The sequence below is a fragment of the Mycobacterium sp. E342 genome (assembly GCF_001667665.1).
Classification (GTDB): Bacteria; Actinomycetota; Actinomycetes; order Mycobacteriales; family Mycobacteriaceae; genus Mycobacterium.
In genome coordinates, this window is record NZ_LZJM01000326.1 from 1 (window position 1) to 24982 (window position 24982).

The 24982-nt window shown below is 69.6% G+C and carries 23 protein-coding genes; 10 read left to right on the forward strand and 13 right to left on the reverse strand.

Translation table 11 applies throughout. The features are described from left to right. On the reverse strand, positions 1 to 548 hold a 548-nt coding region (locus tag A5692_RS26525), incomplete at its 3' end, for an FAD-dependent oxidoreductase (protein ID WP_231984474.1). Positions 549 to 660: 112 nt separating this feature from the next. Here A5692_RS26525 and A5692_RS26530 point away from each other — a divergent pair. Next, the gene (locus tag A5692_RS26530) at positions 661 to 1617 is read left to right on the forward strand and encodes an alpha/beta fold hydrolase (RefSeq protein ID WP_068062195.1); all 957 of its coding nucleotides are present in this window, start codon (positions 661 to 663) and stop codon (positions 1615 to 1617) included. Here the strand turns inward: A5692_RS26530 and A5692_RS26535 are convergent. Then, positions 1612 to 2958 carry a flavin monoamine oxidase family protein gene (locus A5692_RS26535; RefSeq protein ID WP_068062335.1) on the reverse strand — a complete coding sequence of 449 codons (1347 nt, stop codon included), beginning with the start codon at positions 2956 to 2958 and terminating at the stop codon, positions 1612 to 1614. The two genes, A5692_RS26530 and A5692_RS26535, sit on opposite strands and share 6 nt — an antisense overlap. Before the next feature lie 198 nt (positions 2959 to 3156). Between A5692_RS26535 and A5692_RS26540 the strand changes: the two genes are divergently transcribed. Continuing rightward, positions 3157 to 4395: an MFS transporter gene (locus A5692_RS26540; RefSeq protein WP_082963122.1), complete on the forward strand. Its 1239-nt coding sequence runs from the start codon at positions 3157 to 3159 to the stop codon at positions 4393 to 4395. A 4-nt stretch (positions 4396 to 4399) separates the two neighbouring features. Further along, on the forward strand, positions 4400 to 5758 hold the full coding sequence (locus tag A5692_RS26545; RefSeq protein WP_068062235.1) for an LLM class flavin-dependent oxidoreductase: 1359 nt from the start codon (positions 4400 to 4402) through the stop codon (positions 5756 to 5758). Positions 5759 to 5767: 9 nt separating this feature from the next. On the opposite strand, the gene A5692_RS26550 is transcribed toward A5692_RS26545, so the two are convergent. Together A5692_RS26550 and A5692_RS26555 are read right to left on the reverse strand one after the other, a co-directional pair. Continuing rightward, positions 5768 to 6883, reverse strand: coding sequence for a hypothetical protein (locus A5692_RS26550; RefSeq protein WP_068062238.1), 1116 nt, complete (start codon positions 6881 to 6883; stop codon positions 5768 to 5770). Further along, a complete protein-coding gene (locus A5692_RS26555) occupies positions 6883 to 8019 on the reverse strand; it encodes a phosphotransferase family protein (RefSeq protein ID WP_068062338.1) in 1137 nt (378 codons plus the stop codon). The genes A5692_RS26550 and A5692_RS26555 overlap by 1 nt, the downstream gene beginning before the upstream one ends. A 73-nt stretch (positions 8020 to 8092) precedes the next feature. Between A5692_RS26555 and A5692_RS26560 the strand changes: the two genes are divergently transcribed. Next, positions 8093 to 8695 carry a TetR/AcrR family transcriptional regulator gene (locus A5692_RS26560; protein WP_068062241.1) on the forward strand — a complete coding sequence of 201 codons (603 nt, stop codon included), beginning with the start codon at positions 8093 to 8095 and terminating at the stop codon, positions 8693 to 8695. Beyond that, a complete protein-coding gene (locus A5692_RS26565) occupies positions 8692 to 9564 on the forward strand; it encodes an SDR family NAD(P)-dependent oxidoreductase (protein ID WP_068062244.1) in 873 nt (290 codons plus the stop codon). The genes A5692_RS26560 and A5692_RS26565 overlap by 4 nt, the downstream gene beginning before the upstream one ends. On the opposite strand, the gene A5692_RS26570 is transcribed toward A5692_RS26565, so the two are convergent. Continuing rightward, positions 9561 to 10166 (reverse strand): class I SAM-dependent methyltransferase, encoded by a 606-nt coding sequence (locus tag A5692_RS26570; RefSeq protein WP_068062259.1) that lies wholly within the window; start codon positions 10164 to 10166, stop codon positions 9561 to 9563. The two genes, A5692_RS26565 and A5692_RS26570, sit on opposite strands and share 4 nt — an antisense overlap. 292 nt (positions 10167 to 10458) lie before the next feature. On the opposite strand from A5692_RS26570, the gene A5692_RS26575 reads away from it, so the two are divergent. From A5692_RS26575 to A5692_RS26595, 5 genes are all read left to right on the forward strand, one after another. Beyond that, positions 10459 to 11406, forward strand: coding sequence for a DUF4129 domain-containing protein (locus tag A5692_RS26575; RefSeq protein WP_197514575.1), 948 nt, complete (start codon positions 10459 to 10461; stop codon positions 11404 to 11406). Next, complete coding sequence (locus A5692_RS26580; RefSeq protein WP_068062268.1) at positions 11403 to 11885, forward strand: hypothetical protein; 483 nt, start codon at positions 11403 to 11405, stop codon at positions 11883 to 11885. Before A5692_RS26575 ends, A5692_RS26580 begins: the two co-directional genes overlap by 4 nt. After that, positions 11882 to 12856 (forward strand): MoxR family ATPase, encoded by a 975-nt coding sequence (locus A5692_RS26585; protein WP_068062272.1) that lies wholly within the window; start codon positions 11882 to 11884, stop codon positions 12854 to 12856. Before A5692_RS26580 ends, A5692_RS26585 begins: the two co-directional genes overlap by 4 nt. A gap of 7 nt (positions 12857 to 12863) precedes the next feature. After that, positions 12864 to 14129 (forward strand): DUF58 domain-containing protein, encoded by a 1266-nt coding sequence (locus A5692_RS26590; RefSeq protein ID WP_068062274.1) that lies wholly within the window; start codon positions 12864 to 12866, stop codon positions 14127 to 14129. 64 nt (positions 14130 to 14193) lie between these two features. Further along, a complete protein-coding gene (locus tag A5692_RS26595) occupies positions 14194 to 14586 on the forward strand; it encodes a hypothetical protein (RefSeq protein ID WP_231984476.1) in 393 nt (130 codons plus the stop codon). A gap of 2 nt (positions 14587 to 14588) precedes the next feature. On the opposite strand, the gene nuoN is transcribed toward A5692_RS26595, so the two are convergent. The 8 genes from nuoN to A5692_RS26635 are packed head-to-tail and all read right to left on the reverse strand — an operon-like array spanning position 14589 to position 24982. Continuing rightward, the gene (gene nuoN, locus A5692_RS26600; protein ID WP_068062276.1) at positions 14589 to 16178 is read right to left on the reverse strand and encodes an NADH-quinone oxidoreductase subunit NuoN; all 1590 of its coding nucleotides are present in this window, start codon (positions 16176 to 16178) and stop codon (positions 14589 to 14591) included. Then, complete coding sequence (locus tag A5692_RS26605) at positions 16175 to 17752, reverse strand: NADH-quinone oxidoreductase subunit M (protein WP_068062346.1); 1578 nt, start codon at positions 17750 to 17752, stop codon at positions 16175 to 16177. Before A5692_RS26605 ends, nuoN begins: the two co-directional genes overlap by 4 nt. Next, positions 17749 to 19635: an NADH-quinone oxidoreductase subunit L gene (nuoL, locus tag A5692_RS26610; protein ID WP_068062278.1), complete on the reverse strand. Its 1887-nt coding sequence runs from the start codon at positions 19633 to 19635 to the stop codon at positions 17749 to 17751. The genes A5692_RS26605 and nuoL overlap by 4 nt, the downstream gene beginning before the upstream one ends. Before the next feature lie 21 nt (positions 19636 to 19656). Next, positions 19657 to 19956, reverse strand: coding sequence for an NADH-quinone oxidoreductase subunit NuoK (gene nuoK / locus A5692_RS26615; RefSeq protein ID WP_007168303.1), 300 nt, complete (start codon positions 19954 to 19956; stop codon positions 19657 to 19659). Beyond that, positions 19953 to 20741 (reverse strand): NADH-quinone oxidoreductase subunit J, encoded by a 789-nt coding sequence (locus A5692_RS26620; protein ID WP_068062344.1) that lies wholly within the window; start codon positions 20739 to 20741, stop codon positions 19953 to 19955. The genes nuoK and A5692_RS26620 overlap by 4 nt, the downstream gene beginning before the upstream one ends. Before the next feature lie 20 nt (positions 20742 to 20761). After that, a complete protein-coding gene (gene nuoI / locus A5692_RS26625) occupies positions 20762 to 21307 on the reverse strand; it encodes an NADH-quinone oxidoreductase subunit NuoI (protein WP_068062280.1) in 546 nt (181 codons plus the stop codon). Continuing rightward, the gene (nuoH, locus tag A5692_RS26630; protein ID WP_068062348.1) at positions 21300 to 22562 is read right to left on the reverse strand and encodes an NADH-quinone oxidoreductase subunit NuoH; all 1263 of its coding nucleotides are present in this window, start codon (positions 22560 to 22562) and stop codon (positions 21300 to 21302) included. The genes nuoI and nuoH overlap by 8 nt, the downstream gene beginning before the upstream one ends. 5 nt (positions 22563 to 22567) lie before the next feature. After that, positions 22568 to 24982 carry an NADH-quinone oxidoreductase subunit G gene (locus A5692_RS26635; RefSeq protein WP_068062283.1) on the reverse strand — a complete coding sequence of 805 codons (2415 nt, stop codon included), beginning with the start codon at positions 24980 to 24982 and terminating at the stop codon, positions 22568 to 22570.

Here is a 24982-nt window from a genome sequence, read left to right on the forward strand (position 1 = left end):
TCCGGGGGGGGCGCGGGGTTTTTGTTGCCGCGCGGCGCGCAGGCGATCGTGGCGATGTTGGCGGTGCTCAAGTCGGCGGCGGCCAGGCTGCCGCCGTCGACTTGGTACCGCGCCCGTTCCACAAAGGCGCGCCACAGTGTCGGGTCGTAGTCGAGCGGGGCGAGTTCGGGATCGACCACGAGCCTGGCCCAGCTGTAATAGTCGGTCGTGACCAGCTTCGCTTGCGCTTGCCGCGCCAGCGGCACCATGGGGTTGTCGGACGTGCCGTGGATCCACGACGCGCCCATCTCCAGCGGGGCGCCCCAGTCACGATCGGTGTGGACCCGGCCGCCGATGCGGTCGCGGGCTTCGATCACCCGGACCGGCCATCCCGCGTCGGCCAGGCTGCGGGCGGCGGACAGGCCGGCCATCCCCGCCCCGACGATCAGGACCGACCGGGCGTCCGGCCACGGCGGTTGCGGCGGCGGGGGGTGCCACGGTGCGCAGGCGGCCAGCAGCCCGCCGCCGACCACGCCGGTGGTTGCCGCGATGAATTCCCGACGGGACATCGGGTACACGGTTATTAGTTTGCCGGATTTACCGAATCCGAACGGACCTTAGGGATAAACTTGCGGGCGTCCTTAACTGCGGCGACGGGGCCGTGTTGGAGGGGGGTGCGCGATGAGCGCTCGACGATCGGCTCGTGCAATCGATCCGTACCCGCACGTGCTGCCCCCGAGCCAGACGGTGGCCGTCCGGGCGACCGACGGCACCCGGTTGCACGCCGAGGTGTTCGGGCCGCCCGACGGCTACCCGATCGTGCTGACGCACGGCATCACGTGCGCCATCCGGGCCTGGGCCTACCAGATCGCCGATCTGGCCAACGATTACCGGGTGATCGCCTTCGATCACCGCGGCCATGGGTGCAGCGGTATGCCCCGGCGCGACGGATACAGCCTGAAACACCTTGCCTCCGACTTGAATTCGGTGCTTGATGCGACGTTGGCGCCGCACGAACGCGCGATACTGGCTGGACATTCGATGGGTGGCATCACCATCGCCGCGTGGTCTGCGCGGTACCGGCACATGGTTCGCCGGCGCGCCGATGCCGTCGCGCTGATCAACACCACGACCGGTGACCTGGTCCGCAAGGTGCAACTGCTGTCGGTGCCACACGGGCTGTCGCCGGCCCGGGTGGCCGCCGCCCGCGCTCTGATCCACACGTTCGGTGGGTTCCCGATCCCGAGCGCCGCCCGCATCCCGAGCCGCTACTTCGTCGGAATGCTGGCGGTGGGCCGGGACGCCGACCCGAGCGTGGCAAGGATCGTGCACCAGTTCTTCGAACAGACCTCACCCGCGGGGCGCGCCGGCTGCGCACGGATGCTGGTCGCGGCGTTGGGGTCGCGGTACCTGGAGCTGGACGGATTGACGGTGCCGACCCTGGTCATCGGCAGCGAACGCGACCGGCTCACCCCGATCAGCCAGGCCCGCAGGATCGCGGGCACCGCGCCCAACGTGGTGGGCCTGGTCGAGCTGCCCGGCGGCCATTGCTCGATGCTCGAACACCCGCGTGAGGTCAACCACCATTTGCGGGCGCTCGCGGAATCGGTGACCGCCGACGTGCGGATCAGCTCATAGCAGGGCGGTGATCTCGGCGGCCGCCCGCTGGCCGGACCTGACGGCGCCGTCGAGGAACCCGGTCCATTCGTCCGCGGTCTCGGTGCCGGCCCAGTGGATGGGGCCGACCGGCTCGCGCAGCCACCGCCCGAACCGGGTCCACGATCCGGGCGGGACCGCGGCGGTAGGCCCGCCGGGCGCGAATTCCTCTGCGCCCCAACAGTGGTCGACGTAGTCGAGCGGCTTGAGCGCGTCGTCGCCGAACAGCGTCGCAAAGCAGCGCAGCGTGTCGTCGCGGCGCTGCTCCGGGGAGAGCGAGTCGAACGCGCGCGCATCGACGAAGCCCATCAGCACACCGGGCCCGTCGGCGTGCGGGCTGACGTCGAAGGTGATGAACACCGGTCCGGTGTCGGACAGCGCCTGGCCGGAGAAGCCGTTGGCGCGCCAAAAGGGCGTGGAATACGCGGCGTAGGCCTTGCTGAGCCGGCCCTGCGGCCAATGCTGGGCGAGTTGGTGGTACTCGGCGGGCAGCGGGGGCGCGAACTCGATCGATGCGCGATGGGCGGGCGGCACCGCGACGACCACGAACCCCGCCTCGGCCTGGCCGACGTCGGTGGTGACCGTCACCCCGGCGCCGTGCCGGTCGATGCGCCGGACCGGCGCGCCCAGCACGACACGGGTGCCCAACTCGGCGGCCGCGGCCTGGGCGATCTGCTGGGTGCCGCCCGGGAAACGGTCCTGTTGGGCGCCGTTCTCGACGTCGAGCAGCCGGTCCAGGCCACCGGCGGCGTGCGTGTAGCGGGCCGCGTGCAGCATCGACACGTCGTCCGGTTCGCATCCCCAGGTCACCCGCGCCACGATCGCCAGCAGGTCGCGCGATGAGGCGGTGGCGCGCACGGCCCGCAGCCAGTCGCCGAGCGACACGTCGTCGAGCTCGCGCGCACGGCGCGCGTTCCACGGCGCCGACAGCGGGACGCTGCGGGCGATCCGGTCGAATTGCCAACGCAGCCGGCCGATGTCCAGCAGCCCGGTCAGCGAGAGCTTGGGAATGGTGCCGCGGTAGGCATGCGTCCAGCCGCGCCAGTGGATCACGTTCTTGCCGTCGTGGTGGGTCGGGATGGTCGGGACGTCGAGTTCGGCCGCCAGCGCCAGGACCGCGTCCTGGGTCGGCCCGACGAAGGTGCCCCCGAGGTCGGCGGGCAACCCCGCCACGCTGCCGGTGAAGGATCGACCCCCGACGCGGTCGCGGCCCTCGAACACCACCACGTCGTGACCCTGGCGGGCCAGCTCGCGCGCCGCGGCAAGCCCCGCAAAGCCTGCGCCGACCACGACGACGTCGACGATCCACGGCGGATTTGGCACGCGCACCAGTCAACAACAATTTCTACGGTTTCGTGCGGCAAATGCCGGCGCCGGTTTCGCGCGTTCGCATCACGGCGAGGGCAAACATACGTTGACGTCGGGACTTTGGTTAGCGTGCGTCTACGTGATCGCCACGTGATTACCACCGCACCGGCGGCCGACATCAGGCCGGACCTGCGAACCGTCGCCCTGGGCAGCATGGTCGGCACCACCATCGAGTGGTACGACTTCTACCTGTACGCGACCGCGTCCGCGCTCGTCTTCAAGCCGCTGTTCTTTCCGCACATTTCCCCCACCGCGGGGACGCTGGCCACCTTCGCGACCTACGCCGCCGGCTTCGGGGCGCGCCCGATCGGCGCTGTCGTCTCCGGCCATTTCGGAGACCGCCTGGGTCGCAAAGCGGTTTTGGTGGCCGCGCTGCTGGTGATGGGACTGGTCACCACCGCGATCGGCCTGCTGCCGACCTATGCGACGGCCGGGCTGTTTGCGCCGGTCCTGCTGGCGACGCTGCGGGTCCTGCAGGGGCTGGCCGTGGGCGCCGAGTGGGGCGGCGCGGCGGTGTTATCGGTGGAGCACGCGCCGCCCGGTCGCCGCGGGCTGTTCGGCAGCTTCACCCAGCTCGGTTCCCCGGCTGGCATGTTGCTGGCGACGTCGGTCTTCTACCTGACCCGCAGCGCGACCGGCCCGGCCGACTTCCTCGCGTTCGGTTGGCGACTTCCGTTTCTGTTCAGCGCAGTTCTGGTCGCGATCGGATTGTTTCTGCGACTGCGGCTCACCGACGCCGACGTCTTCGGCCGGCTGCGGGAGCGCGATGAGCTCGCGCGTCTGCCGGTGTTCGAGGCGCTGCGCAGCCAGCCGCGCAATGTGCTGATCACCACGGGTCTGCGCCTGTCGCAGATCGCACTGTTCGTTCTGCTGACCACGTATTCGCTTACCTACCTGCAGGATTCATTCGGCAAGGGCAATAGCGTCGGGTTGATCGCGGTGTCGATATCGTCGGCGCTCGGCTTCATCAGCACTCCCGGCTGGGCGCTGCTGTCGGACCGCGTGGGTCGGCGGCCGCCGTACCTGTTCGGCGCGCTGGCCGGCGTCGTAGCGCTCGCGCTGTTCTTCGTGGCGGTCGCAACCGGCTCGGCGATCGCGGTCGTAGCGTCAATCGTGTTCGGCGTCAACGTCGTTCACGACGCCATGTACGGTCCGCAGGCGGCGTGGTTCGCCGAGCTGTTCGACACCCGGATACGCTACAGTGGCTCGTCGCTCGGGTACCAGATCGGCGCGGTCCTGTCGGGAGGGTTCGCGCCCTTGATCGCCGCGGCGCTGCTGGCGGTCGGCGGCGGCAGCCCCTGGCTGATCGTGGGTTATTTCGGCGTGCTCGCGGCGATCAGCTTCGCGGCGGCCTGTGCGGCGCGGGAGACGCGCGCGGACCAGATCGGATGAGCTGATGAGCAGGATCTTTCTCAATGCCTTCGACATGGCTTGCGTGGGCCATCAATCGGCGGGGCTGTGGCGCCATCCCGAGGATCAGGGCTACCGGTATCGCGAACTCGGGTACTGGACCGAGCTGGCCCGCATCCTGGAAGACGGCGGCTTCGATGCCCTGTTCCTCGCCGACGTGCTGGGCGTCTACGACGTGTACGGCGCCTCGCGGGACGCGGCGGTCATCGATGCCGCGCAGTTCCCGGTCAACGACCCGACCGCGGCGGTGTCGGCGATGGCGGCGGTGACGCAGACCCTGGGCTTCGGCATCACGCTGTCGCTGACTTACGAACAGCCCTACGCGTTGGCGCGCCGGCTCTCGACGCTGGATCACCTGACCGGGGGGCGGGTGGCGTGGAACATCGTCACGTCGTATCTGGACAGCGCCGCACGCAACCTCGGGCTGGACGCGCAGATCCCGCACGACCAGCGCTACGAGATCGCCGACGAGTATCTCGAGGTCTGCTACAAGCTGTGGGAGGCGTCGTGGGAGGCCGGCGCCGTGGTGCGCGACCGGGAGCGGGGAGTGTTCACAGATCCGGCGAAGGTGCACGACATCGAGCACAAAGGCCGGCACTTTTCCGTTCCCGGCCCGTTCCTGTGCGAGCCGTCGCCGCAGCGCACCCCGGTGCTGTTCCAGGCCGGCGCCTCGCCGCGCGGCGTCCGGTTCGCCGCGGCCCACGCGGAGGCCGTTTTTGTGTCCGGCCCGACGCCGCAGATTGTGCGCGGCCCCGTGCGCGCCCTGCGGCAGGCCGCCGCCGAGCTGGGCCGCGATCCCCGGTCCATCAAGGTCTTCACCATGGTCACCCCGGTGGTGGCCGAAACCCATGACGAAGCCGTCGCCAAACTCGCTGACTACCGGCGCTTTGTCAGCCCCGCCGGGGCGCTGGCCCTGTTCGGCGGTTGGACCGGGGTCGACCTGGCCGAGCTCGACCCCGATGAGCCGCTGCGCTACGTCCAGACCGATGCCAACCGATCCGCGCTGGCCTCGTTCACCACCGCGGATCCCGATCGCGCCTGGACTGTTCGGGAACTCGCCGACGAGGTCGGCCTCGGTGGCCGCGGCCCGGTGCTGACCGGGTCGCCGGGGGAGGTGGCCGACGAACTCGAACGCTGGGTCGAGGAGGCCGACGTCGACGGGTTCAATCTGGCCTACGTGATTACCCCCGGGACCTTCGTCGACTTCGCGAAGCTCGTTGTGCCCGAGCTGCGTCGCCGCGGGCGGGTACCTGCGTGCCCGGCGCGCGGCACCCTACGGGAACGGCTCGGGGGAGCGGGACCGCTCCTTCCGGACGACCACCCCGGCGCGAGCTACCGGCGCTGAGCGGGCCGCCTAGGGGGCGACGGTGAGCCAGTCGGAGAACCCGGACGGGTCGTGGCGGCCCAGCGCGCCGTGCTCGTAGAGGCCCCAACCCTCCCTGGGTTCGCCGTCGCCGTCGCGGCACACCGCGCGCCCGACGTGGTCGATGACCCCGAAGCCGGACCGTGCGACGATCGCCGGGTCGGTCATGTCGTAGGTCAGGCGTTCGACGAACTTCTCGCCCTTCCACATTCCGTGCAGCCAGTCCGAGTCGCCGCCGTAGCCGCCGCCGACGTGGATGGGCACCGGCAGCTTCGACTCCACGTCGAAGCGCACCGGCGTCCCGTCGGGGGCGGTGGCGTCGATGGTGGCGCCCGTTGGTATCCGCGTGCCCGACCGGTAGTGGATCGCCACGCGCGGCCAGCCCAGCTGCTCGACGCGTCCGTCGCGCCAGATCCGGGTGCAGTCGTTGAGCGAGCGGAAGCCGTCGGGCGCTTCCTGGATGATCAGCACGATGGCGAAGTCGTCGAAGGCCATCGGCACGTACAGCCACCACATGCCCTCGAACGGCGGGTCGGCCGGCCGGCCCGCGGGCTCGGGCTCGCCGATCGGCCGGATGCCCCAGGACCGGTCGCGGCTGCCGAGCCAGATCGCGGGGTCGACGGCGATCTCCTCGCCGTCGACGGCGATGCGGCCGCTCCAGCTGCCGAGCTGGGCGAACCGCTGGGCGTCCAGCGTCACCCGATTGCCGGACCGCATGAGGTGCGGCTGCTCCTGCACGACGTCGAACAGGCCTTCCCAGGTGAGATCGGCTGCGATGCCTTCGGTTTCGTCCAGGACCAACCGCAGTTTGCGCAGCGGCTCGATGACCTCGATCCGGTAGCCGTTGACGTGCTGGTTGAGCCGGTCCTGGTCGATCGCGTCGCACAGGTGCACCGCGGTCTGGGTGTCCCCGCGCCGCACGAGGAAGAAGGCGTCCTTGACGCCCAGGTTGGGGTAGTAGCCGATGCCGCTGATGACGAAGATGTCGCCCGTGCGGTCGTGGGCGTTGAAGTAGGAGCGGTCGTAGAAGTTGCGGTCCGAGGAGCCCGGCCACGCGATCGGCTGCGGAATCTGATGAACCGGGAACTCGTCGAGCGGTCCGAGCATTAGTGGTCCTCTCCGATCAAACTTCGCATCAACCCGGCGTGGTAGAACAGCGACTCGACGTCGTCGGGTCTCTCGGTTTCCCCGAAGTGCACCCGGCGCGCGCCGGTGCGCATGAACACGCAGGCCCACATGACGCCCGAGTAGACGTAGAACCAGCGCAGGTCACCGACTTCCACGCCGGTCAGCCGCGCATAGGTGGCGCGGACGTCGTCCTCGCGCATCACCTCGGGCAGGCCCGGCAGCCCGGCCAGCCCGGTCAGCTCCTGAAACACCATGTGCGCGTAGATCATCCACGCCACGTCGAGCTCGCGCGGGCCGAGGGTGACCATCTCCCAGTCCAGCACGGCCACCGGTTCGAAGTCGCGGTACAACACGTTGCCCACCCGTGCGTCGCCCCACAGCAGCACGGGTTCACGCGCGGCCGATTCGGCCGGCCAGTTGTCTTCCAGCCAGGTGAAGGTCCGCTCCAGCAGCGGCGAGCGGCCGATGTCGGGCACCGCGAAGTCGTACCAGGACCGCACCCAGTTGAAATGCCTGCGCAGCGCGGTGTCGCCAATCTGCTCGTCGGCCAGGAAGCCGAACGTGTTCTTCGCGTTGGGAATCGAGTGCAACTTCGCCAGCACTCCCACGGTCGCGTCCTGCAGTTGGCGCTGGCGCTCGGCCGGCGCGTCGGCGAACCAGTTGTTGCCGAAGGTGTAGGGCATCACGTCGGGCGGCACCACGCCGTCGACGTAGTCCATCACGAAGAAGGGGGTGCCCAGCACGTTGCCGGTGGGCTCGAGCCAGCGCACCGGCGGGACGGGGACGTCGGTGAGTTCGCCGACCTTCCGGATGACCTCGAATTGGTGGTCCAGCCGATAGGTGGGGAACACCTGCACGTCTTCGGCGGCCGGGGCCACCCTGGTCACCAGCTTCTGCTCGGTGGGCTTGCCGTCCTGGCGCCACCGGGCTGTCAGGATGATGGTTTCCGACGACATTCCCGTCGAGTCGACGCCGCTTTCGACGGTCACCTCCGGCGCCGCGCCGGGGGGCAGGACGGTCGACAGCCATGTCGACATCACCGCGGGTAGCGTTGTGACGTCTCGGCTGGAACGTTGAAGCCGGTCGACCTTGTCGAGCACGGGTTCATTGGCCACGGGGGCCTCCATTCTTTGAGACTTCAACTCGTCGAGACGTCGGCGCGGCAATTACGATACGGTAGGTAGCGTTATGAAAGCAGACCCGTCCGCCATTGACAAGGCCCCCGGCGCCGGCCGCCCGCGGGACCCGCGTATCGACTCGGCCATCCTATCGGCCACCGCGGAACTGCTTGTCCAAATGGGCTATTCCAACCTCAGCCTGGCGGCGGTCGCCGAGCGCGCCGGAACCACCAAATCGGCGCTGTATCGCCGGTGGTCCAGCAAGGCCGAACTGGTACACGAGGCGGCTTTCCCGGTGGCGCCCACCGCGCTGGAGGCGCCGGCCGGGGACTTCGCGGCCGACATCCGCATGATGATCGAGGCCACCCGCGACGTCTTCACCACACCCGTCGTCCGCGCCGCCCTGCCGGGCCTGGTGGCCGACATGACCGCCGACCCCGCCCTCAACGCCCGGGTGATGTCCCGGTTCGCGGATCTGTTCGCGACCGTGCGGGTGCGGCTGAGTGACGCCGTCGACCGGGGTGAGGCGCATCCCGATGTGGATCCGGACCGGTTGATCGAGTTGATTGGGGGAGCCACGATGCTGCGCATGCTGCTGCGCCCGGAGGACGCGCTCGACGATGCGTGGGTGGAGCAGACCACCGCCATCGTGGTGCACGGGGTGACGCGGTGACGGCGCGGCTGGCCGGACGGGCCGCGATCGTCACCGGCGGCAGCCGCGGACTGGGCCGGGCGATTGCGCTGGCCCTGGCCGCGGAAGGCGCCGCCGTGGCGGTCGTGGGACGCACCGAGCAGGTGTGGGACGAGCGGTTGCCCGGAACCATCGGCGAGACGGTCGCCGACATCGAGGCCGCGGGCGGACGCGCGGTGGCAATCCGGGCCGACCTCACCGAACGCGAGGACGTCGCCCGGTTGGTGGGCACGACGCGAGAAGCGCTGGGGCCCATCACTATTCTCGTGAACAACGCGGCCTTCACCGCGCCCGGCCGGCCCCGCCCGCCCGGCGGCGCACCGCGCGCCCAGGCCGCCAAGCCGGCAACCGGCGCCGTCAAACCGGGTTGGCCGGGATTCCTCAGCGTCCCGCTGACGGCGTATCGCCGGCATTTCGACATCGCCGTCTTTGCCGCCTACGAGCTGATGCAGCTGGTGTGCCCCGACATGATCGAGGCGGGCCGCGGGTCGATCATCAACATCAGCTCGGTGGCATCGAGGCTCCCCGGTAACGGGCCGTATCCGGACCGCAGCGGCGGCGTGCTACCCGGGTACGGCGGATCCAAGGCGGCGCTCGAGCATCTGACCCAGTGCGCGGCATTCGATCTCGCCGATCACCACATCGCGGTGAATGCCCTGTCGCCGTCGAAACCGATCCTCACCCCCGGACTGGCCTACTATGCCCGAGAATTCGACGAGACCGCCGCGGCCGACGAATTCGCCCGGGCCGCAGTGGAATTGACGCTGGTCGATCCCGAGAAAGTCACCGGACGCACGATCGGTCATCTGCAGGTGCTCGACGGCTCTTTCCGGCCGTTCGAGGCGGACTAAGCCGGTTTCGTCGCTGTGACCGCGTTGATGGTCCCGGCATGCAGCCGTTGCCATTTCGGCGACCGGAATCCCGCCTGCAGCAGCAGGCGCTCGGCGCGCCGCCGGGTGCGGGCCTTGCCGCGGCGGGTGATGGCCAGCGTGGGCACCAGACACAGCGAGAACCGGTCGACGAGCACAAGCTTTCCACCTGGCCGCAGCACCCGGGCGCACTCCAGCAGACCCACCAGCTGATCGGACCAGTGATCGAATGACGTGGTGCTGACGACCAGGTCGAAGGCGCGGTCGGCGTAGTTGAGCTCCTCGGCCACGCCGCGGGTGAAGCTCAATCGCGGGTCGCGGGCGAGACCCGTTGCGACGGAGACCATTTGGGGGGCCGCGTCGATCCCGCACAGATGTTTGGCCCTCGGATAGCGGCGAGCCAGCAGTTGCAGCAGGTAGCCGGTGCCGCATCCGACGTCGAGCACATACTCGGGGGCGGCGACCGTCGCCACGGCCAGTTGCGCGGTGCGCTCGGCGATTCCGTGGTGCAGCCGACCGCGAAAGCCCTGGTCGTAGCGGGGGGCGCGGTCGTCGTACGCGGCGACATCCCGATGCGGTGGCACGCGCTGAGTGTCTCACCGGGCGGGCCGCTTGGCGAGGATTTCGGCTGCTCGGTCGGGGCATCCCGCAGCACATCGTGGGCGGCGTCGATGACGTCAAGCGCGGCGCCGATCCGCTCCCGTGCCTGTTCGGCGCTCATCCGGCAACCCGCCACCCCACGCTATCGAACGAAGGTTCGACGGGAGGCGCCCGAATCGCGATCTGTGGATGAACCGCCGACTGTGGATAACCTGCGGCCTGACGTGCCAGGATGAGGCAAAGCAGTGCCGCAACAACCGGTCGAGTGGTATGCCGATGCCCGGTATGGACAAGCCCACGGGGCGGGCCGTCGCCCTGATCGCGCTGCTGCTCGTCCTCTCCGCCGCCGTGCGCGGCTATCTGCCTTCCCCCCACCCCGCCGCGCGCGGGGAGCCAACCGGCAGCCGGGCGGCGCTGATCTTCGTGGTGGCGACCCTCGGGGTCACCCTCGCACTGGTGATGATCGCCGTCATCGCGCGGCTGCGCGACCCGCGGGCCGCGGCGCCCCAAGCCGGTCAGCTGTCGGAGATGCTCGGCACCGGCAGGGGCCGGCCGAGCTGGCGGGTACTGCTGATCGGGCTGGCGGTCATCGTGGCGTGGCTGCTGATCGTGTGGACGGCGTCCCACCTGTTGGCCTCCCACGACGTCGGCCGGGCGCCGCCCCCGCCCGGGAGCGGTGCCGCATCGCCGGAGAATGCGAACGCCCGGCCGGCACAGCGGCATGCGCGAAACGGCGACATGTTCGGCATCCTGCTCGCGGCCACCGTGCCGATGCTGTTGGTCATCGTCACCGGGACGGTCGTCATGTCGCGGCGGCGGTGGCGCGCGGCGGCGACCTGCGCCGCCGCCGCGGACGATCATGCCGAATCCCCGGCGCCGCCGTCACGTTCGGAATCGTTGGCGCGGGCGGCCGAACGCGGGCTGGCCGAGATGACCGACCTCAGCCGTGAACCTCGCGAGGCCATCATCGCCTGCTACGCGGCGATGGAACGCGAGCTGGCCAACGTGCCCGGCGCCGTACCGCAGGACTTCGACACCCCGACCGAGGTGTTGGCCCGCGCCGTCGAACACCGCGCGCTGCACGCCGACAACGCCGTGCAGTTGGTGAACCTGTTCGCCGAGGCGCGATTCAGCCCGCACGTGATGAACGAGGCTCACCGCGACATGGCGGTGCGCGTCCTGCAGTTGGTGCTCGACGAGCTGGGCGCACGGAGCGCCGCATGAAAAAGACTCTGGCCCTGGGTGTCTGCTTTATCGTCGGGATCGAGCTGCTCGCACTGCTGTCACACGATCGTCGGCTCGTGCTGGCCGCCTCCGGCGGCGCACTGGCCCTGGTGCTGCTCACCGTCCGTCGCGTGCTCGGGCGCGGAACGCAGCCCGAGGCGGACGCCGAACCCGACGATCTCGGGGATTCATTGCGCCGCTGGCTGTCCACCACCGAGACGACGATCCGGTGGTCGGAGTCCACCCGGGTGGACTGGGACCGGCACCTGCGCCCGATGCTTGCGCGCCGATACGAGATGACGACCGGCCAACGGCGATCCAAAGACCCGGTGGCGTATCAGGCGAGCGGCCAGATGCTGTTCGGGACGGAACTGTGGGACTGGGTCAATCCGAACAACGTCGCGCAGACCGGTGACCGGCGACCCGGTCCCGGCCGCGCGGCGCTGGAGGAGATACTGCGAAAGTTGGAACAGGTATGACACTGCCGGCGGCAACAACCACAGCGCACTGCGAAGCGGTGCTCGACGAGATCGAGCGCGTGGTGGTGGGCAAGCGTTCCGCGCTCACCCTCATCCTCATCGCGGTGCTCGCGCGCGGCCACGTCCTGATCGAGGACCTGCCCGGGCTCGGCAAGACGCTCATCGCCAGATCGTTCGCCGCCGCGCTGGGGCTGCAATTCACCCGCGTGCAGTTCACTCCTGACCTGCTGCCCGCGGACCTGCTCGGCTCCACGATCTACGACATGCAATCGGGGCGCTTCGCCTTCCGGCCCGGGCCCATCTTCACCAACCTGCTGATGGCCGACGAGATCAACCGCACGCCGCCCAAGACGCAGGCGGCGCTGCTCGAGGCGATGGCCGAGGGCCAGGTGAGCATCGACGGCGAAACGCACCAGCTGCCAAAGCCTTTCATCGTCTTGGCGACCGACAATCCGATCGAGTACGAGGGCACCTACCCGCTGCCGGAGGCGCAGCTCGACCGGTTCGCGATACGCCTGGAGCTGCGCTACCTCTCCGAGCGTGACGAGACCGCGATGCTGCGCCGGCGCCTCGAGCGCGGGTCGGTCGAGCCGGCCGTCAACCAGGTCGTGGATGCGCACGACCTGCTCGCGATGCGCGAATCGGTCGAGCAGGTGACCGTGCACGAAGACGTCTTGCACTACGTCGTTTCGCTGGCCAACGCCACGCGGCACCATCCGCAGGTCGCCGTCGGCGCCAGCCCCCGCGCCGAACTCGACCTGGTGCAACTGGCCCGCGCCCGTGCGCTGCTGCTCGGCCGGGACTATGTGATCCCCGAAGACGTCAAGGCGCTCGCCGTCCCGGCCGTCGCCCACCGCATCACCCTGCGCCCGGAGATGTGGGTGCGCAAGATCCAAGGCGCCGACGTGGTCGGGGAGCTGCTGCGCCGCCTGCCGGTGCCCCGAACCGGCGAGGGCCACGGGAGCGGATGACAGCGGTGTGACCGGACGTGAGGCCGAATTCCGCTGGCGCGCATCGAACTTGACGCGGGCCGTCGCGACCTGCGCGGGCTTGGCGCTGGCGGTCGCGGTGATCACCGCGCGATGGCAGTTGATCGCCTTCGCTGCCCCCCTGCTCGGCGTGCTCTGCTCGATCAGCTGGCAACGCCCGGTGCCGACCATTCGCGTACACGGCGATCCCGGTGCGCAGCGGTGCTTCGAGAACGACCGGGCACGGCTGCGCCTCTGGACGACGGAAGAGGGCGACGCAACCGGGTTTTCGGCGGTCGAGGTCACGGTTCCGGCCGTCGAGGGGATGCAGCTCGAAATCCCGGGCCCGGCGTCATCGCACGCCAAAACGGTTGTGGCCACGGCGCAGCGGTGGGGCCGGTACTTCATCCGGGCCCGGGTGGACGCGCTCGCGCGCGGTGGGCTGCTGTCGGGGACCGCCACGGTGGACGCCGCCGAGGTCATCGTGTTTCCCCTGACGCCCCCGCAGTCGACGCCCATCCCGCAGACCGAGCTGCTCGACCGGCTGGGCGCCCACCTCACCCGGCATGTCGGCCCCGGCGTCGAGTACGCCGACATTCGTGCCTACGTGCCCGGAGACCAACTGCGCGCGGTGAATTGGCCGGTGAGCGCGCGTCGCGGCCAGTTGCACGTCACGCAGCGCCTCACCGACCGCGCCGCCGACGTGGTGGTGCTGATCGACACGTATCGGCAACCGGCGGGTCCGGCGACCGAGGCCACCGAGCGCGTCGTCCGCGGTGCCGCGCAGGTCGTGCAGACCGCGTTGCGGCACGGCGACCGCGCCGGGATCGTCGCCCTCGGCGGCAACCACCCGCGCTGGCTGGGCGCCGACATCGGGCAGCGCCAGTTCTATCGCGTGCTCGACACGGTGCTCGCTGCCGGCGATCGATTCGAGGGCACGACGGGGACTTTGGCGCCTCGGGCGGCGATGCCCGCTGGTGCGATCGTCATCGCGTTCTCCACGTTGCTCGACACCGAGTTCGCGCTCGCGTTGATCGATCTGCGCAGGCGCGGCCACGTCGTCATCGCCGTCGACGTCCTCGACAGCTCGCCATTCGAGGCCCGCCAGGATCCGCTGGTGGACCGGATGTGGTCGCTGCAGCGCTCCGCCATGTATCGCGACATGGCCACCGTCGGCGTCGACATCGTGTCGTGGCAAGGGGGCAGCGGGCTGGAGCAGTCCATGGGTGTGCTGCCGGACCGCCGCCGGCGGGTGCGGGGGCGGCTGCGTGGCTAGCGACCGCGGGGCGACACTGCCGCGGCTCTGGGCCCCGGTGTTCTCCTTCGCGTTCGGGCTGCTGATGGTGGGCCTGGCCGCCGACGGCTCGCACGAACCCGCGGTGGCCGGTTGGGCGGCGGCGCTGGGCGCGGTGGTGGCGGGAACGGTGTTTCGCCCCGCGGCGACGCTTGCCGTATCGCTGTCGGTGATCACCATCGTGGCGTCCGAACCGCCGGTCGTGTTCGTCGCGCTCTCCGGGCTGTGCGCCGCCGCGTACCTGGTCTGCCGGCATGCGGCCGGCGCCGGGGCCGGGGCGGTGCTGGGGAGCGTGCCGACCGTCGTTGGGGCCGCCGGTTTCACGGTCACGGGGTGGGTCGCGGCGTCCTTCCCGCTGCAGTTGCCGTGGTTACCGTTGGTCGCGCCGCTGGTGGCGCTGGCCGTCTACGTGCTGGCCGTGCGCCCGTTCCTGAGCTGATGTCAGTGCAGCAGCTGGGCGGCGTGGTCGGCCAGGTCGAGCAGCGGCTGCGGGAAAATGCCCAAAAGCACTGTGATCAGGGCGCACACCGCGATCGCGGCCTTGCTCAGAATGCCGGGCGCCACCACGTGGGGGGTGTCGTCGGTCGCCTCGGTGAAGAACATCGACACGATCACCCGCACGTAGAAGTAGGCGGCGATCCCGCTGGCGACCACACCGATGATCACCAGGGGCGCTGCGCCGCCCTGGGCCGCGGCCTTGAACACGGCGAGCTTGCTGACGAAACCGCTCGTCAGCGGGATGCCGGCGAACGCCAGCAGGAACATCGAAAACATCACGCCCACAATGGGTGAACGCTGCCCGAGACCCGCCCAATGGGACAGCGTGGCGTCCTCGACGCCGTCGGCATCGCGGATCAGGCTCACGATGGCGAACGCGCCGACGGTGCTGAAGCTGTAGGCGAGCAGGTAGAACAGCGTGGACGACAGGCCCGCCTGGTTGTCGGCGATGACGCCGGTGAGGATGAACCCGACGTGGGCGACCGACGAGTACGCCAGCATGCGCTTGACGTCGGTCTGGTTCACCGCGGTGATGGTGCCCACCGCCATGGTCAGAATCGAGATGGTCCACAGCACCGGCCGCCATTGATCGTGCAGGGGCGGCAGCGCGACATAGACCACCCGCAGCAGCGCGCCGAAGGCGGCGACCTTGGTGGCCGCGGCCATGAACCCGGTAATGGGGGTGGGGGCGCCCTGGTAGACGTCCGGGATCCACGAATGGAACGGGACCGCACCCACTTTGAACAGCAGGCCGACCGACAGCAACGCCACGCCCACCAGCGCCATCGAGGTGTCCCCGTGCGCCACCAGCGCGTCGCGGATTCCGGTCAGCAGCAGCGTGCCGGTCGCGCCGTACAGCAGCGCCACGCCGTACAGGAAGAACGCCGAGGAGAACGCGCCGAGCAGGAAGTACTTCATCGCCGCTTCCTGCGACAGCAGCCGCCGATGCCGGGCCAGGCCGCACATCAGGTACAGCGGCAGCGAAAGGACCTCGAGCGCAACGAACATCGTCAGCAGGTCGTTGGAGGCGGGGAAGACCATCATGCCGCCGACCGACAGCATGGCCAGGGGGAACAGCTCCGTCTGCGCGGCCCCGGCCCGCTCGGCGTCACGCTCGGCGTCGCTGCCGGGAACCGCGGACGCCTGCGGGGTGAAGGAGTCCAGGCCGGCCGATCCGGCGGCGCCGACTCCCGCGGCGACCTTGCTCTGCGCCTTGGTCTGCGTGCGTTCGGCCATGAAGATGACGGCCAGCACCGCGACCAGCAGCACGGTGCCCTGCAGGTACAGGGTCGGCCGGTCGATGGCCATCGCGCCCAGCACCGCCGCGCGGCCGGACGCCGGCAGCGACTCGGCCACTTCCACGGTCGCCACGAATGCCGCGACGAGACCGGCCAGGGCGAGCGTCACCTGGGCGACATAGCGAATTCGCCTGGGCAGGAACGCTTCCGCGAGGACACCGACGACCGCGACGCCGAAGACGATGAGCGTCGGGCAGAGCAGGAAGTACTCGATGCTGGGGGCGGGAAGGGTCATGGGCGCGGTCCTTCGGCTGTCCGGGGTACGCGGTTGACTGCCGGCACGCTCGGCGCGGGATCGTGCTGACCGATGGTGGTCATGGTGTTCTCGACGGCGGGGTTGATGATGTCCAGCACCGGCTTGGGGTAGACGCCGAGAACGAGCAACAGCGCGATCAACGGTGCGACCACCAGCAATTCGCGGGCCCGCAGGTCACCGATCTTCTCGTTGCCGATCGCCACCGGTCCGGTCATCACGCGCTGGTAGAGCCACAGCATGTAGATGGCGGACAGCACCAGCGCGGTGACACCGAACGCGGCGGCCAGCCAGTACCGGTTGAAAGTGCCCAGCAGGACCAGGAATTCGCTGATGAACGGCGCCAGGCCGGGCAGCGACAGGGTGGCCATGGCCGAGACGAGGAACGTTCCCGCCAGGATGGGCGCCACCTTCTGCACGCCGCCGTAATCGGCGATCGCCCGGCTGCCGTGCCGGGATATCAGGAATCCCGCGATCAGGAACACCGCGGCCGTGGACAGGCCGTGGTTGAGCATGTACAGCGTCGACCCGCTCTGGCCCTGGCTCGTCATCACGAAGATACCCAGGATGATGAACCCGAAGTGGGAGATCGAGGTGTAGGCGATCAGCCGCATGATGTCGGTCTGCCCGATCGCCACGATCGCCCCGTAGATGACGCCGATCACGGCCAGCACCACGATCAGGGGGCGGAAATACGTCGAGGCACCGGGGAAGAGCTGCAGGCAGTAGCGCAGCATGCCGAAGGTGCCGACCTTGTCCATCACCGCCATCATCAGCACCGCGGTCGCCGGGGTGGCCTCCACCGCGGCGTCGGGCAGCCAGCGGTGGAACGGCCACAGCGGCGCCTTGATCGCGAACGCGAACATGAAGCCCAAGAACAGCGCCTTGAACACCGCGGAGTCGGCGCCGTAGCGACCGGAGGCGACGCCGGCGACGATCTCGCGGAAGTCGAACGTCCCCGAACCGTGCTGGGCGGTGACCACGTAGAGCCCGATCACCGCGGCCAGCATGATCAGCCCGCCGAACAGGTTGTACAGCAGGAACTTCACCGCGGCGCGTGACCTGCCCGTCCCGCCGCCGAAGCCGCCGATCAGGAAGTACATCGGGATGAGCATGGCCTCGAAGAACACGTAGAACAGCAGCACGTCCAGCGCGACCACCGAGACCAGCACCATCGACTCGATGGCCAGCGTCAGCGCGACGTAGGCGTGCACACCGCGGTTGCGTTCTTCGCCGCCGTCGTTCCAGCCGGCCACCTGCAGCACCGGGATCAGCACGGCGGTCAGCAGCACCAGGACCACCGCGATGCCGTCCACGCCGAGGGAGTAGGTGGCGCCGAAGGCCGGTATCCAGGAATGGCTTTCGACGAACTGGTAAGTGCTGCCGCCGGTCTTGAAGCCGAGGGTGACGACGACCGCGATCGCCAGCGTCGCGACGCCGAAGACCAGGCCCGTCCACTTGGCGAGCCCGCGCAGCCCGGGCGGCAGCAGGATGACGAGCACCGAGCCGGCCAGCGGCACCAGCCACAGGATGCTCAGCCAGGGAATGCTATTCACCACAGTTTCACCGCCAGGATCAGCGCGACCACCAGGACCGCGCCCGTCAGCATCGACAATGCGTAGTTGCGGGCGAAGCCGGTTTGCAGCCCCCGCAAGCGATTCGAAGTGCGGCTCACCAGCGCGGCCAGCGCGTTGACCGAGCCGTCCACGCCCGCGTTGTCGACGTCGACGAGCGCTTGGGTCAGCTCGGCGCCGGGGCGCATGAACACCTCCTCGTTGAAGGCGTCGCCGTAGAAGTCCCTGCGGGCGGCCGTCGTCACCGGTGACACCGAAAGCGGGGCCACCCTCGGGATCTCCGCGGTGGCGTACAGCCGGTAGGCGACCGCGATCCCGATGGCGACGACGCCCAGCGCCAGGGCGGTGCTCACCCAGGCGGGAAACGCATGCGTCACCTCTTCGTGTTTCCCGACGACGGGCTCGAGCCAGCGCTGCAGGGTGCCGCCCCACGCCAGCAGCCCACCGGAGAACACCGAGCCGAAGGCGAGCAGGATCATCGGCCAGGTCATCAGGCTGGGCGCCTCGTGGGGGTGCGTGCCCGGCGCCCAACGCTTTTGGCCGAAGAAGGTCATCAGCATCACGCGCGTCATGTAGAACGCGGTGACACCCGCGCCCAGCAGCGCGGCCCCGCCCAGCACGTAGCCGCGGATGTCGCCCGCGCCCAGCGCGGCCTCGATGATGGCGTCCTTGGAGAAGAAGCCCGCGAACGGCGGCACGCCGATGATGGCGAGATACCCCAGGCCGAAGGTGGCGAAGGTGATCGGGAGCGCGGCGCGCAGACCGCCGTAGCGGCGCATGTCCTGTTCCTCGTGCATCGCGTGGATCACGGCGCCGGAGCCGAGGAACAGGCCGGCCTTGAAGAAGCCGTGGGTGAGCAGGTGCATGATCGCGAACGCGTAGCCCGCCGGGCCCAGGCCGGCGGCCAGCACCATGTAACCGATCTGGCTCATCGTCGACGCCGCCAGCGCGCGCTTGATGTCGTCCTTGGCGCAGCCGATGAACGCGCCGAGCAGCAACGTGACGGCACCGACGACGACCACGGCGGTCTGCGCGTCGGGAGCCAGGTTGTAGAGCGGGTTGGACCGCACGATGAGGTACACGCCGGCGGTCACCATGGTGGCGGCGTGGATCAGCGCGGACACCGGGGTGGGGCCCTCCATGGCGTCACCCAACCAGGCCTGCAGCGGGACCTGCGCGGACTTGGCGCACGCACCCAGCAGCAGCAGCAACCCCATGGCCGTCAGCGCGCCCCGGCCGGCGGCGGGCGCCCCGGCGAACACCCCGGCGTAGGAGAGCGTCCCGAAGGTGCTGAACATCAAGAACATTCCCAGGGCGAGTCCCGCGTCCCCGACGCGGTTCATCACGAACGCCTTCTTGGCCGCCGTGGCCGCCGTGGGCTTGTGATACCAGAACCCGATCAGCAGGTAGGAGGCCAGGCCGACGCCTTCCCACCCGACGTAGAGCACCACGTAGTTGTCGGCGACCACCAGCAGCAGCATCGAGGCCAGAAACAGGTTGAGGTAGCCGAAAAACCGTCGGCGGTCCGGGTCTTCGGCCATGTAGGCGACCGAATAGATGTGGATCAGCGACCCGACCCCGGAGATCAGCAGCACGAAACACACCGACAGCTGGTCGATCTGCAGGCCGAGGTCGACCTGCAGCTGGCCGACGGGGATCCAGGTGAACACCGTCTGGTGGATGACCCGGTCCTCCGCGGTGCGGCCGAGCAACTCGTTCAGCAGTCTCAGGCCCACGCCGAACGCCGCCAGCGCGGCGGCGCAACCCAGCCAGTGGCCCCACGGATCGGTGCGTCGCCCGCCGAACAGCAGTATCGCGGCACCCGCCAGCGGCAGGGCCACCAGCAGCCAGGTGTAGTGAGTCATGTTGGCCCCATATTGGCGATGTCAGCCTTTGAGTAGGTTCGCGTCGTCGACGGAGGCCGATTTGCGAGCACGGAAAATCGTCATGATGATCGCCAGGCCGACGACGACCTCGCACGCGGCCACCACCATCGTGAAGAACGCGATCATCTGCCCGTCCAGGTGCCCGTGCATCCGCGCGAACGTGACGAATGCCAGGTTGACCGCGTTCAACATCAGCTCCACGCACATGAACATCACGATGGCGTTGCGCCGCAGCAGCACACCGGAGGCCCCGATGGTGAAGAGCAGGGCCGAAAGGTAAAGGTAATTGGCCGGATTCATGACGCACCGCCTTGTGACAGACTCGGGCTCGCCTGACGGGAGGGGGTCGCCTTGCCGTCGGCGCCGCGGCTGTGCAGGATCGCCGGCACCGACAGCTCCGAATACGAGCCGTCCGGCAGCAGCGCGGCCACGTCGACGGCGTTGTGACGCGCGTAGACACCGGGGCTGGGCATCGGGGTCGGGTGTCCGCCCGGCTGGAACCGCTCCTGCGCGAGCTCCCGTTGCGTCTTGCGGCGCTCGAAGCGCTCGCGGTGCGCCAGCACCATCGCCCCGATGGCCGCGGTGATCAGCAGGGCGCTGGTGAGCTCGAACGCCCAGACGTAGCGGGAGAAGATGAGCGCCGCAAGGCCTTCCACGTTGCCGTTGGCGTTGGCGGTGGTCAGTCCCGCGAAGCCGCCGGTCGCGGCGGTGCCGATGGCGGCGATCAGCAGGATGCCGAACCCGACACCGGCGAGCACCGCGGCGATGCGCTGCCCGTGCAGCGTCTCCTTCAGGGATTCCGCGGAGTCCACGCCGATCAGCATCAGCACGAACAAGAACAGCATCATCACCGCGCCGGTGTAGACCACGACTTGGACGACGCCCAGGAACAGCGCGTCCTGGATCATGTAGAACACCGCGAGGATGATCATCGTCATCGCCAGGAACATGGCCGAGTACACGGCGTTGACCGCCAGCACCACCCCGACCGCGCCGATCAGCGCCAGCGCGCCCAGCACCCAGAACGCCACCGCTTCACCGGTGGAGGTGCGGACGATGGTGTCGGAAGCCAGGTTTGCCGCCAGGAGCTGGCCCGTCGCCCCGGTCACCGGGAGTCTCCGGCCTTCTGACCCTCCCGCAGGCCGTCGGCAGTGACATTGCCCAGGTAGTAATCCTTGTCGGTGGCGCCGGGTGTCCGGGGGTGCGGCGGCGCGGTCATCCCGGGCAGCAGGGGCGCTAGCAGCCGGTCCTTCTCGTAGATCAGGTCGGCGCGGTTGTCGTCGGCCAGCTCGTAGTCGTTGGTCATCGTCAGCGCCCGCGTCGGGCAGGCCTCGATGCACAGGCCGCAGCCGATGCAGCGCAGGTAGTTGATCTGATAGACGCGGCCGTAGCGTTCACCCGGCGAGTACCGCAGGTCCTCGGTGTTGTCCGCGCCCTCGACGTAGATCGCGTCGGCCGGGCAGGCCCAGGCGCACAGCTCGCACCCGATGCATTTCTCCAGGCCGTCCGGGTAGCGGTTGAGCTGGTGGCGGCCGTGGTAGCGCGGCGCGACAGGGCCCGGCTTTTCCGGATACTCCTCGGTGACGTTCTTTTTGAACATCGATCCGAACGTCACGCCGAATCCGGCCACGGCGTCCAAAAACTTAGCCACGTGCTTTCTCCTTACTCGCGGCAGCCAGGGACTTCATCGGCAGCGGCGGTGTCGGGAATACCGGGGTGGAGGTCTGTCCGGCCGGAAGCTGCTTGGCCTGGCGGCGGAGCTGGCGCTCTAGAGCGCGAATGCCGGGCGTGGCGAACGGTTTTCGCAGCAACAGCACCAGCGCCGTGGCGAACACGAGGCTGCTGACCACCAGCACCGGGGTCCAGTGCGCATAGCCCTGGTTCTGCAGCGTGCGGATCACCGCCGCGATCAACACCCAGACCAGCGAGGCCGGGATCAGCAGCTTCCAGCCCAGCGCCATGAACTGGTCGTAGCGCAGCCGCGGCAGGCTGGCGCGCAACCAGAAGTAGATGAACAGGAAGGTCCACATCTTGGCGGTGAACCACAACACCGGCCACCACCCGGTGTTGGCGCCCGCCCACATGTTGATCGGCCAGGGCGCGTGCCAGCCGCCGAAGAACAGGGCCGTCGCCAGTGACGAGACCGTCATCATGTTGACGTACTCGGCCAGCATGAACATCGCGAACTTCAGCGACGAGTACTCGGTGTGGAATCCCGCGACCAGCTCGCCCTCGGCCTCGGGCAAATCGAATGGCGCGCGGTTCGTTTCGCCCACCATCGAGATCAGGTAGATCACGAACGACGGCAGCAGCAGGAACACGTACCAGACCCGGTCCTGGGCGGCGACGATCTGCGACGTCGACATGGTGCCGGCGTAGAGGAACACCGCCGCGAACGACAGCCCCATCGCCACCTCGTAGGAGATGACCTGTGCGGTGGAGCGGACGCCGCCCAGCAGCGGGTAGGTGGACCCGGACGCCCAGCCGCCGAGCACGATGCCGTACACCCCGATCGCCGAGAGCCCGAGGATGAACAGGACCGCGACCGGGAGGTCGGTGAGCTGAAGCGGTGTGCGGTGGCCGAACACCGACACCACCGGGCCGAACGGGATGAAGGCGAAGGCGGTGAACGCGGGAATGGTGGAGATCACCGGGGCCGCGAAGTAGACGAACTTGTCGACGCCGCCAGGGGTGATGGTCTCCTTGAGCGCCAACTTGATCCCGTCGGCCAGGCTCTGCAGCGTGCCCCACGGTCCCGCCCGGTTGGGCCCGGGCCGCCGCTGCATCCAGCCGAGGATCTTCCGTTCGAGCAGGATCGCGACCAGCACGTTGAGCATGAGGAACACGAAGATGGCGAGCGCCTTGCCCAGCACCAGCCACCAGGTGTCGTGTCCGAAGGCGGTCAGACCGGTCATGAGGCGACTCCGATTTGCACTGTGCTGCCCAGCGTTACGCCCAGCCGCCGGTGCACGGCCGAACCCGGCGAGTTCAGCGGAAGCCACACCACCCGGTCGGGCATGTCGGTGACGACCAGCGGCAGGCTGATCGATCCGCGCGGGGTGCTGACGGTGACCGCGTCGCCGTCGGCGGCACCGATCTCGGCCGCCGTGCCGGGTGACAGCCGCACCACGGGCTTGCGCGCGGTTCCGGCCAGGTGCGGCTCGCCGTCCTGCATCCGGCCGTTGTCCAGCAGCATCCGCCAGCCGGCCAGCACCGCCTCCCCAGCACCCGGCTGGGCCGGCTGCGGGGTAGCGACCGCGGGCCCGGCGGCCCAATCGCCGTCCCAGGTGCCCAGCGAGGACAGTTCGGCGCGGGCCGCTTCGGCGGTCGACAGCCCCAGGTAGACGCCCATCTCGTCGGCCAGCGCGTCGAGCACCTGATGGTCGGATTGGCCGGCCTGCTGGGTGCTGCCGTGCAGCGCGGGCCCGAACGGGCGGTAGCGGCCCTCCCAGTTGACGAAGGCCCCCGCCTTCTGCGTCGTCGGCGCGACCGGGAACACCACGTCGGCGCGCTCGGTCACGGCGCTCTGCCGCAGCTCCAGGCTGACCACGAAGCCCGCCGCATCGAGCGCGGCCAGCACGGCTTCGGGGTCCGCGAAGTCGTCGGGTTCGACACCGCCGACCAGCAGGGCGCCCAGCGTGCCGTCGGCCGCGGCGGCCAGGATGCCGTCCACGTCCCGCCCGGCGCCGGAGGGCAGTTCGGACACGTGCCACGCCGCGGCGATCTGCGCGCGGGCGGTCTCGTCGTCGAGCGGGCGGCCGCCCGGCAGCAGCGCGGGCAGCGCGCCCGCCTCGAGCGCGCCGCGCTCGCCGGCCCGGCGCGGCACCCACGCCAGCCGCGCCCCGGTGGCGTCGGCCAGTCGGGCGGCGGCGGACAGCCCGCCGGGCACCGTGGCCAGCCGTTCGCCGACCATGATCACGGCGCCGGCGGTGGACAGCAGGTCTGCCACCTCGCCGGTGGCCAGCCCGTCCAGCGCGGCCGCCTCGGCCCCGGGGGCGGTGGCGATGAGCCGTCCGGACATCTTCTCCAGCGCCCGGGTGGCGAACGGCGCGACCGCGTACACCGGTAGCCCGTGCTTGCGCGCGGCCTTGCGCAGCCGCAGGAACACGATGGGCGACTCGTCTTCCGGTTCGAAGCCGACGAGCAGCACCACCGGCGCCGACTCCAGATCCGCGTAGCCGACCTCGCGCCGGCCGGCGATCCGCGAGGCCAGGAAATCGGCCTCTTCGGCCGAGTGCGGGCGGGCGCGGAAGTCGATGTCGTTGCTGTCCAACACGATTCGCGCGAACTTCGAGTAGGCGTAGGCGTCTTCCAGGGTGGCGCGGCCGCCGACCAGCACACCCGTGCGGCCGCGGGCGGCCTCGAGACCCCGGATCGCCGTCGCCATCGCGTGCGACCACGAGGCGGGCACCAGCGAACCGTCGGGGTCGCGGATCAGGGGAGTGGTGATGACGTCCGGCTGCGTCGCGTAGGTGAACGCCCACCGGCCCTTGTCGCAGTTCCACTCCTCGTTGACCTGGGGGTCGTCGCCGGCCAGCCGGCGCAGCACCTTGCCGCGGCGGTGGTCGGTGCGCTGCGCGCACCCCGACGCGCAGTGCTCGCAGACGCTGGGGCTGGACACCAGGTCGAAAGGCCGGGCCCGGAAACGGTAGGCGGTTCCGGTCAGCGCGCCGACCGGGCAGATCTGCACGGTGTTGCCGGAGAAGTACGAGTCGAACGGCTCATTGGCGTAGATGCCGACCTGTTGCAGGGCGCCGCGCTCCTGCATGTCGATGAAAATGTCCCCGGCGATCTGCTCGGAGAATCGCGTGCAGCGGGCGCACAGGATGCAGCGCTCACGATCCAGCAGCACCTGGGCGGAGATGTTGATCGGCTTGGCGAAGGTGCGCTTGACATCGGTGAAGCGAGAATCGGCACGGCCGTTGGACATCGCCTGGTTCTGCAGCGGGCACTCGCCGCCCTTGTCGCACATCGGGCAGTCCAGCGGGTGGTTGATGAGCAACAGCTCCATCACGCCGTGCTGGGCCTTGTCGGCGGCCTCCGACGTGAGCTGGGTCCGCACGACCATGTCGTCGGTGGCGACGGTGGTGCACGACGCCATCGGCTTGCGCTGTCCTTCGACCTCAACCAGGCACTGCCGGCACGCGCCGACCGGCTCGAGCAGTGGGTGGTCGCAGAACCGGGGGATCTGGATCCCCATCAACTCGGCCGCGCGGATCACCAAAGTGCCCTTGGGCACGCTGATCTCGTTGCCGTCGATGGTCAGCGTGACCATGTCCGGCGGACGGACCTCGTCGCCGGTCTCGGTTTTGGCCGCCTGAGTCAC